Raw genomic sequence first — 8,179 nt, forward strand, 5'->3', positions numbered from 1 at the left:
AGTAGGCCACTCAGCCCCCGCAGCCCGATTGCTCAGTGGGCGTCCAGCCAGTTGCCGGCCAGTCCCATATCCACTTTCAGGGGCACGTCCAGCTCCCATGCACCTTCCATCAGCTCCCGGATGCGTTCGGGGACGTCGTCGGCCTCTCCCTCCGGCACCTCGAAGATGAGTTCGTCATGCACCTGCAGCAGCATGCGCGTGCCGAGGTCCTCCTCCGTGATCATGCGCTGAATGGTAATCATGGCTTTTTTGATGATGTCGGCCGCCGTACCCTGGATGGGCATGTTGATGGCGGTGCGCTCGGCGAAAGAGCGCACGTTCCAGTTGCTGGCGTTGATATCGGGAATATAGCGCCGGCGGCCCATGAGGGTCTTCACATAGCCGTGCTCCTTGGCGAATTGGGTGGTGTCGCTGATGTAGCTTCGGATGCCGGGAAAGCGTTCAAAGTACTGGTCGATCATCTCCTTGCCCTCCTCATTGCTGATGCCCAGGCGGTTGGCCAGCCCGTAGGCACTCACCCCGTAGGGAATGCCGAAGTTCACCTCCTTGGCCTTGCGCCGATGGTCAGAGGTCACCTCCTCCAGCGACTCCAGTCCGAAGATCTCCCTGGCGGTGCGCGAGTGGATGTCCTCGCCGTTGCGAAAGGCCTCCATCATGTTCTCGTCTTCTGCCATGGAGGCGATGATGCGCAGCTCCACCTGCGAGTAGTCGGCCGAGAGCAGTTTATAGCCTTCCTCGGCCACGAAGGCCTTGCGAATCTCACGTCCCCTTTCGCTGCGTACGGGGATGTTCTGCAGGTTGGGATTGGAGGAAGAAAGGCGGCCTGTAGCGGCGATGCTCTGGTTATAATCGGTATGGATGCGTCCCGTACGCTCATTGATCAGCTTGGGGAGGGCGTCCACGTAGGTCGACTTGAGCTTGCTGAGCGCGCGGTATTCCAGCACCAGGGCCGGCACCTCGTAGTCGCCGGCCAGGTTGCTGAGCACCGATTCGGCGGTGGAGTACTGACCCGTCTTGGTCTTCTTGCCCGCGGGCAGGCCCATTTTTTCGAAAAGCACCTCGCCAAGCTGCTGGGGGGAGTTGATGTTGAATTCGGTGCCCGATTTCTCGTAAATCTGCTCCTCGATGCCAATGATGGCCTCACGCAGCTCCACCGAAAGCGAAGCGAGGATATCCTCGTCCACTTTTATGCCGTGCATCTCCATGGCGGCCAGTACGCGGATGAGGGGGAATTCCAGCTCGCGGGCCACCTCCACCAGTTCGTCCTCCTCGAGCAGCTTCTCCAGCACCTCGGCCAGGCGCAGGGTGATATCGGCATCCTCGCAGGCGTAGCTCGAAATATCCTCCGGCGGGAGCTGGTCCATGGACTTCTGCTTGCGGCCGCTGCCGATCAGCTCCTCGATGGGAATGGGACGGTAGCCCAGGTACTTGCGCGCCAGGGCATCCATCTTGAGCTTCTGGTCGGCGTCGATGAGATAGCCTGCGACCATGGTGTCAAAGGCCTCCCCGGCAATCGTCATGCCCGCCCGCTTCAGCATCAGGTAGTCGAATTTGTAGTGGTGGGCCACCTTGCGGATATCTTCGTCGGCGAAGAGGGGCTGCAGCAGGGTGACGGCCTCCTGCAGATCGAGTCCACCCTCCACGCGCAGCGGGACGTAGTAGGCCACGCCCGGCGTAGTGCTCAGGGAGATACCCACCAGTTCGTTCACCATGGGGTCCACCCCGTCGGTCTCCGTATCGAAGCAGAGGGTGTCCGTCCCCGAAAGCGTATCCACGAGCTCGGCGAGGCGTTCGGCCGAATCCACCATCTCGTAACTGCAGAGATCCGGATCGTAGGAATCCATGACCGAATCGGAGGCCTTCGGGCTTTCCTTCGATTTTTTGCCGGAACCGAAGAGGTCGCCCTGCGCCTCGTCGCCGGAGGGGCGGTCCACCGTCCGGCTGATCTCCTTGCCGGAGTATTTTTTGGTAAGGGTCCGGAATTCCATGCGCTCGAAAAAGGCGCCCAGCTCCTCCCTGTCGGGTCCCTCCCAGGGCAGATCCTCCCAGTGTCCCACGCCGGGCACGTCGGTGTGGATGGTGACCATTTTCTTTGCGTGGAGGGCCTGTTCGGCATACTCCTGCAGGCCCTCCCGGTGGCGCTTCGACTTCATGTCGGGAGCGGCTTCAATGGCCGCCTCCAGCGAGCCGTACTCGTTGATTAGCTTGGGGGCACCCTTCTTGCCGATGCCCTTCACCCCCGGGATGTTGTCGGAAGTATCGCCCAGGATGGCCAGCACCTCGATCACCTTCTCCGGGTAGACCCCGAAGTACTCCCTGACTTCCTCCCGGCCGATGAGGTTGAAGCCCCCGTTGTTGTTGTCGGGCTTGTACATGCGGATGTGGTCGTGCACCAGCTGCATGAAATCCTTGTCGGGCGTCACCAGGTAGACGTCCACGTCCTCTTCGTTGGCCTCGCTGGCCAGGGTGCCGATCACGTCGTCAGCCTCGAAACCGTCCACCTCCAGGTTGGGAATGCCGTAGCGCTCCAGCATCTCCTTCATAAGCGGGATGGCGATCTTCAGCTCCTCGGGCTGCGGCGGCCGATTGGCCTTGTACTGCTCGTCCATCTCGTGGCGGAAGGTAGGCTCGTGGGTGTCCCACGCCACCGCAATATGGGTGGGCTGTTCCTCCTCGAGCATTTTCTCCAGGGTGTTGGCGAAACCCAGTATGGGTCCGGTGGGAATGCCTTCACTGTTCTGAAGGCGGCTGCTGATGAAGGCGAAATGGGCACGGTAGGCCAGCGCCATTCCGTCCAGGAGAAAAAGCTTGCTTTTAGACATTGAAAAGTCGTTAAAGTCTGTAAAGTCAGAAAGTCTAGAAGTCGGGAAGTCCGAAGTCAGAAAGTCTGAAAGTCTTGAAGTCGTAAAGTCGGGGGAGTCGGTTGTTGCAGGAATTCCTGCGCGGGCGGTTACATTCTGCTTATCATTTCTTACTATGGACAAAACCAAGGTAAAACTTTTTGCCGCGGAATTCGAATAAGCATTGCAGACCGAACCCGGATCAGCTCCCCACGGATGAGCCTAAAAAACGAAGCGCAGTCAGCATTCCAGAGCACCAAATCATTCTACAAGGAGTACGTCTCCGGCATGAGCCGGGAGCGCTTCAACCGGGAAATATACGAGGATACCGACCGCCTCAAGCAGCTCTATGAGGAGGCCATCGGCGCCGACCTGGAGCGCAGCAAGGGAAGGAAGCTGCCCGGGCACATCAAGTTCCTGCGGCTTTTCTCGGCCCTCACCCAGCGCCTCAATCCTACGCGGCGGCTCTTTTTCGGGGTTTCCCTGGCCTGCTTCACCGTCTACTACCTCGCCTCCTTCGCCGGGCTCACCAATTTCGTCATCTTCTACGATCTGCTCATACCCTTTTCCTTCGCCTCCATACTGATGCTGCTGCTGATGGAGCTTCTGGGAAAGACCGATGTTAAAAGGGAGATCGATCTGGCCCGCGAGATCCAGCTGAGCCTGCTGCCGGGTACCGAATACCGCCAGGAGAACCTGGAATTCTATTCCTTCGCCAGCACCGCCCAGGAGGTCGGGGGCGACTACGTGGACATCATCCCCACCGAGAAGGGCACCTACATCGTCATAGCGGACGTCTCCGGCAAGGGGCTCTCCGCCGCCCTCTACATGGTACGCATGCAGGCCCTGGTTCACCTGCTCATCGAGAAAAGCGCCCCCTCTCCCAAGAAGCTCTTCATGGAGCTCAACGACTACGTGAAATCGGACATCAAGGACAAAACCTTCGTGACCGCCTGCGCAGCCTTCTTTCCAAAGGATAAGAAGGAGTTTCTCTTTGCGCGGGCCGGCCACAACGCCCCGATCCTGTTCAACGACGAACGCGATGCCACCTTCGACCTGCGCTCGGAGGGATTTGCCCTGGGCATGACCTCCTCCCACAACCTGGACATCCAGCTGCAGGAGAAGAAATTCCACTTCCGGTCCGGCGACAGCGTGCTCTTCTACACCGATGGGCTGACGGAGGCGCGCAACGAACGCGGCGAGCAGTTCGGGGAGCAGCGGGTGGACGCCATCATGAGCGTCTACGGCTCCCTGCACTCCAGGTCGATCATCGGGAAGGTGCAGTCTTCGCTGGAATCCTTTATCGGATCAACCAAGCTCGAAGACGACGTCACCTTTACCTGCGTACACCGGGAATAATCCTTCCAGACTTCGGACTCCCAGACTTTCCGACTTTTAGACTTTACAGACTTTACGACTTTAAAGTCTTTAAAACTTCGTCCGTTATTCTGGCGGAGGTTATGCCCAGATGCTCGTAGATTTCCTCGTAGGGCGCCGAGGCGCCGAAGCGGTCGATGCCCACGGCCGTGCCTCCCTCCCCGATCCAGCGCTCCCAACCGAAGGTGGCGGCGGCCTCCACCGACACGCGTGCCTTCACGGCCGGCGGCAGCACCGCGTCGCGGTAGGCCTGCTCCTGCCGGGCGAAAAGCTCCCAGGACGGCATGCTCACCACGCGGGCGTCCACGCCCTGGTCGGCCAGCCTCCCCCGCGCCTCCAGGGCCAGGTGCACTTCCGAACCGGTGGCGATGAGGATAGCGTCCGGGATTTCCTTTTCCGAATCGGATATCACATAGGCACCCTTGAGGGTATTGCGGGCGTGGCTGCCATCGCCGCGGCCGAGCACCGGCAGGCCCTGGCGGGTGAGTACCAGCAGGGAGGGTCCCCGGTCGAATTCCAGGGCGGCCTTCCAGGCCCAGGCGGTTTCGTTGGCGTCGGCCGGGCGCAGTACCAGGGTGTTGGGCATGGCGCGAAGGGAGGCCAAATGCTCCACCGGCTGGTGGGTGGGACCGTCCTCACCCAGTCCGATGCTGTCGTGGGTCATCACGAAGATGGAGGGAATACCCGAGAGTGCGGCGATGCGGATGGCCGGGCGGGCGTAGTCGGAAAAGATCAGGAACGTGCCCCCGTAGGGGATGACACCACCGTGAAGAGCCATGCCGTTCATGGCGGCCCCCATGGCGTGCTCGCGCACGCCGTAGTGGATGTTGCGTCCGGCGTAGTTGTCCGCCGTGAAGATCTCCGCATCGTCGATCCAGGTCTTGTTGCTGCCGGTCAGGTCAGCCGAACCCCCGATCATGGAGGGGATCTCCGGGGTCAGCCTTCCCAGCACCTTGCCGGAGGCGGCCCGGGTTGCCATGCCCTTGTCGTCGTCGGGAAACTGCGGCAGCAGCTCTTCCCAGTTCTCCGGAAGTGCGCGCTCCAGGTAGCGTTCGAAGCGCGCCGCCTGATCGGGTTGCGCCTTACTATAGGACTCGCGGGTGGACTGCCAGCTCTGCCAGGCGTCGGCGCCCACGTCCAGCGCCTTGCGGAAATGGTCGCGCACCTCATCGGGCACATAAAATGGCTCCTCGTGCTCCCAGCCCAGGTTCTTTTTGGTGAGAGCCACTTCCTCGGGACCCAGAGGCGCTCCGTGGGAATCAGCCGAATCCTGTTTGTTGGGGCTGCCGAAACCGATATGCGTGCGGCAGATCACCAGGGAGGGCTTGTTCGTGACGGCCTGGGCCATTTTGATCGCCCCTTCCACTTCCCCGCGGTCGTGGCCGTCCACCTCCACCGTATGCCAGCCGTAAGCCTCGAATCGCGCGGAAGCGTCCTCGGTGTAGGCCAGGTCGGTGCTGCCGTCAATGGAAATGCGGTTGGAGTCGTACAGGTAGATGATCTTGCCCAGCTTGAGGTGTCCCGCCAGGGAGGCGGCCTCATGGGAGATGCCCTCCATCAGGTCCCCGTCGCTGACAATGCCGTAGGTGTAGTGGTCCACCAGCCGGTGCTGCCCCGTATTGAACAGCTCGGCCAGGTGCGCCTCGGCCATGGCCATGCCTACGCCAGTGGCAAAACCCTGTCCCAGCGGACCCGTAGTGGTTTCCACGCCGGGGGTGTGACCGTACTCAGGGTGGCCCGGGGTCTTGCTGCCCCACTGCCTGAAGTTTTTGATCTCTTCCAGGGAGAGCTCGTAGCCGGTAAGATGCAGCAGGCTGTAAAGCAGCATGGAGCCGTGGCCCGCCGAAAGTATAAAACGGTCGCGGTCGAACCAGCCGGGATGGTCGGGATCGTGTTTCAGGAATTTGGTCCAGAGCACGTAGGCCGCGTCGGCCATGCCCATAGGCGTGCCCGGGTGACCAGATTCCGCCGCCTGAACGGCGTCCATGGAGAGGGTTCCCGGACCGGGCGTCGACGCAGCGTTCTTCAAGCGTGGCGTTGTCGGGAGGTCATGTAGCCCATTTGCGTTCGGGGGTGAGTGCGGGAGTGCGGTTCCGGCCGCGCACCGGACCGAAACCGCTTGGGAAAATAGGTATTGCAGCCCACAGTTTCTACTGCAAGGGCGTGGCAGGCCGCCAGCTGCCGGCGCCGGGCGGTTCAGCGGATTCGGAGAGAGCCTTCCCTCTCGCCACGCTGTCAGGCGTGATAGGGGGAAGGCTCTCAAAAACCTGGTTGACTGGAGCAGTGTGCGGCCTCTTACTGGCCGGTGCTGCTTTCGCACTCCAGCTGCTCCTCGATCTGGTTGCGGGCCGGATCGGTAAAGTCGCCGTGCAGGGCGTTGCGGAAGGCGCTGCAGGCCTCCTCGGTGTTGCCCATGCCCTTGTAGGCCAGTCCCAGTTCGTAGTAGATCTTGGCCTGGTCGGCTGCGCCGCCAGTAGAGTACTCCAGGGCCTGCCGGGCGTAATCGAGCCCCTGCTGCCAGTCGGAGCGCTTGTTGTAGGTGAAGGCCAGGCGGTCGTAGGCGTCGGCGACGCCTGGGGCCCGTGTTCCAGGGCTCCCGTTCAGCAGCTCAATGGCCTGGGTGTAGTTGTCGTTCATGGCGTGGTCGGCACCCATGGCGAAGAGGTAGTTGGCGGCCGATTCGGACGCGCTGTTTTGAACCTGGCTGTTGCCCTGCTGTTCGGCTACCTCAATGGCCTTGTCGTAGGCGGCCAGCACTTCCTCCTGGGGGCGCTGCAGATTCTTCAGGGCCAGTGCCTTCTGGTAGAGTGCGTTGGAATAGGAGGGGTTGCGTTCCAAGGCCACATTAACGGCGGTAAGAGCCTCCTCATAGTTCTCCTGGCGGATCAGGTAGGAAGCTTTGTTGTTGTACATCTGGGTGACCACACCGGCGGCCTTGGTCTGGATTTCGGTGTCACCGTAATCCTCGCCCACGCTGGCGGCTTCGCTGAAGGCCGAGATGATCTGGTCGTACTGTTCGACCGAAGAAGGCGGGTTGTTCGATTCGAAGATCGAGCGAGCCTGGAAAAAGTGCACGCGCGGCAGGGCGTCCTCGATCCTTTCCACAATGTCCTGCCCCTCCTCGCCCAGCGCCACGGCATTGGCCCGAGCCTGGTTGTACTGGCTGATAGCCTTTTCGTAGTTACCCTGCTGGGCAAGATCACGGGCGGTGTTAAAGGCCTCAACGGCAGCGGCACGGTCCTGCGCACGCAGGTCGGCGGCGGCAAGTCCAACGACCAACAGGCCCAGAATGGCGGTCAGTATATTTTTCTTCAGAAACTCCATGTTCCCAGGTTGTTTTAGGTTAGTAATTCAAAGCGATTAATGTAACGAAAACATCACATTATTGAAATTTGCGATTTACGCCTCCTAAATTGCTGAATTTACTTCACTTGGCAGAACCCATTGAGGGCGATTGCCCTTTCGGCCCAACCGGCTACCTGTTACAACAACAGCATACCGAGATAGTTCCGAACGAGGCATCGCATATCCATGTGAATAAACTACATAAATAGTTTATTAGGCGCAATTCCTTTCCCTCATCCACATAGGTTGACGCATAAGGATCAGCTAGAAGTTGGGGCCGAGGGTGTGTCCGCGGTAGAAGTCCACGATAATGTCCACCGCCTCCACCGGATCGTCCGTGAGCCGGAAGAGATCGGTGTCCCCCGGCGAGATGGTGCCCATCTCTATCATGGTCTCCTCGATCCACTCCACCAGCCCTTTCCAGTACTCCGTTCCCACCATGATGATGGGAAAGGTGCTGGCCTTCCGGGTCTGAATCAGCGTCAGCGCCTCGAATAGTTCGTCCATCGTCCCGAAGCCCCCGGGAAAAACAATAAAGCCCTGCGCGTACTTGACGAACATCACCTTGCGGGCGAAAAAGTAGTGGAAGGTAAGGGCGTAGTCGGGATCCACGTAGT

5 protein-coding genes are annotated in these 8,179 nt (G+C 60.4%); 1 reads left to right on the top strand and 4 read right to left on the bottom strand.

Translation table 11 applies throughout. The features are described from left to right. Positions 1 to 32: 32 nt before the first annotated feature. Positions 33 to 2,822, bottom strand: a complete 2,790-nt coding sequence (polA, locus tag U5K31_11175; protein MDZ7773280.1) for a DNA polymerase I — start codon at positions 2,820 to 2,822, stop codon at positions 33 to 35. A gap of 234 nt (positions 2,823 to 3,056) precedes the next feature. Between polA and U5K31_11180 the strand changes: the two genes are divergently transcribed. Beyond that, positions 3,057 to 4,199, top strand: coding sequence for a PP2C family protein-serine/threonine phosphatase (locus tag U5K31_11180; protein MDZ7773281.1), 1,143 nt, complete (start codon positions 3,057 to 3,059; stop codon positions 4,197 to 4,199). Between the two features lie 52 nt (positions 4,200 to 4,251). Here U5K31_11180 and tkt read toward each other — a convergent pair whose 3' ends face one another. The 3 genes from tkt to U5K31_11195 form a co-directional block, all read right to left on the bottom strand. Then, complete coding sequence (gene tkt / locus U5K31_11185; protein MDZ7773282.1) at positions 4,252 to 6,246, bottom strand: transketolase; 1,995 nt, start codon at positions 6,244 to 6,246, stop codon at positions 4,252 to 4,254. A 266-nt stretch (positions 6,247 to 6,512) separates the two neighbouring features. Further along, positions 6,513 to 7,541, bottom strand: a complete 1,029-nt coding sequence (locus U5K31_11190; protein ID MDZ7773283.1) for a tetratricopeptide repeat protein — start codon at positions 7,539 to 7,541, stop codon at positions 6,513 to 6,515. 285 nt (positions 7,542 to 7,826) lie between these two features. Beyond that, on the bottom strand, positions 7,827 to 8,179 hold a 353-nt coding region (locus tag U5K31_11195), incomplete at its 5' end, for an LOG family protein (GenBank protein MDZ7773284.1).

Source organism: Balneolaceae bacterium, from assembly GCA_034521445.1.
GTDB lineage: Bacteria > Bacteroidota > Rhodothermia > Balneolales > Balneolaceae > JAXHMM01.

What these genes read in the sequence shown, in the direction of transcription:
- polA (MDZ7773280.1), bottom strand. Translation starts at nt 2,822, where the DNA reads ATGTCTAAAAGCAAGCTTTTTCTCCTGGACGGAATGGCGCTGGCCTAC.
- U5K31_11180 (MDZ7773281.1), top strand. Translation starts at nt 3,057, where the DNA reads ATGAGCCTAAAAAACGAAGCGCAGTCAGCATTCCAGAGCACCAAATCA.
- U5K31_11190 (MDZ7773283.1), bottom strand. Translation starts at nt 7,541, where the DNA reads ATGGAGTTTCTGAAGAAAAATATACTGACCGCCATTCTGGGCCTGTTG.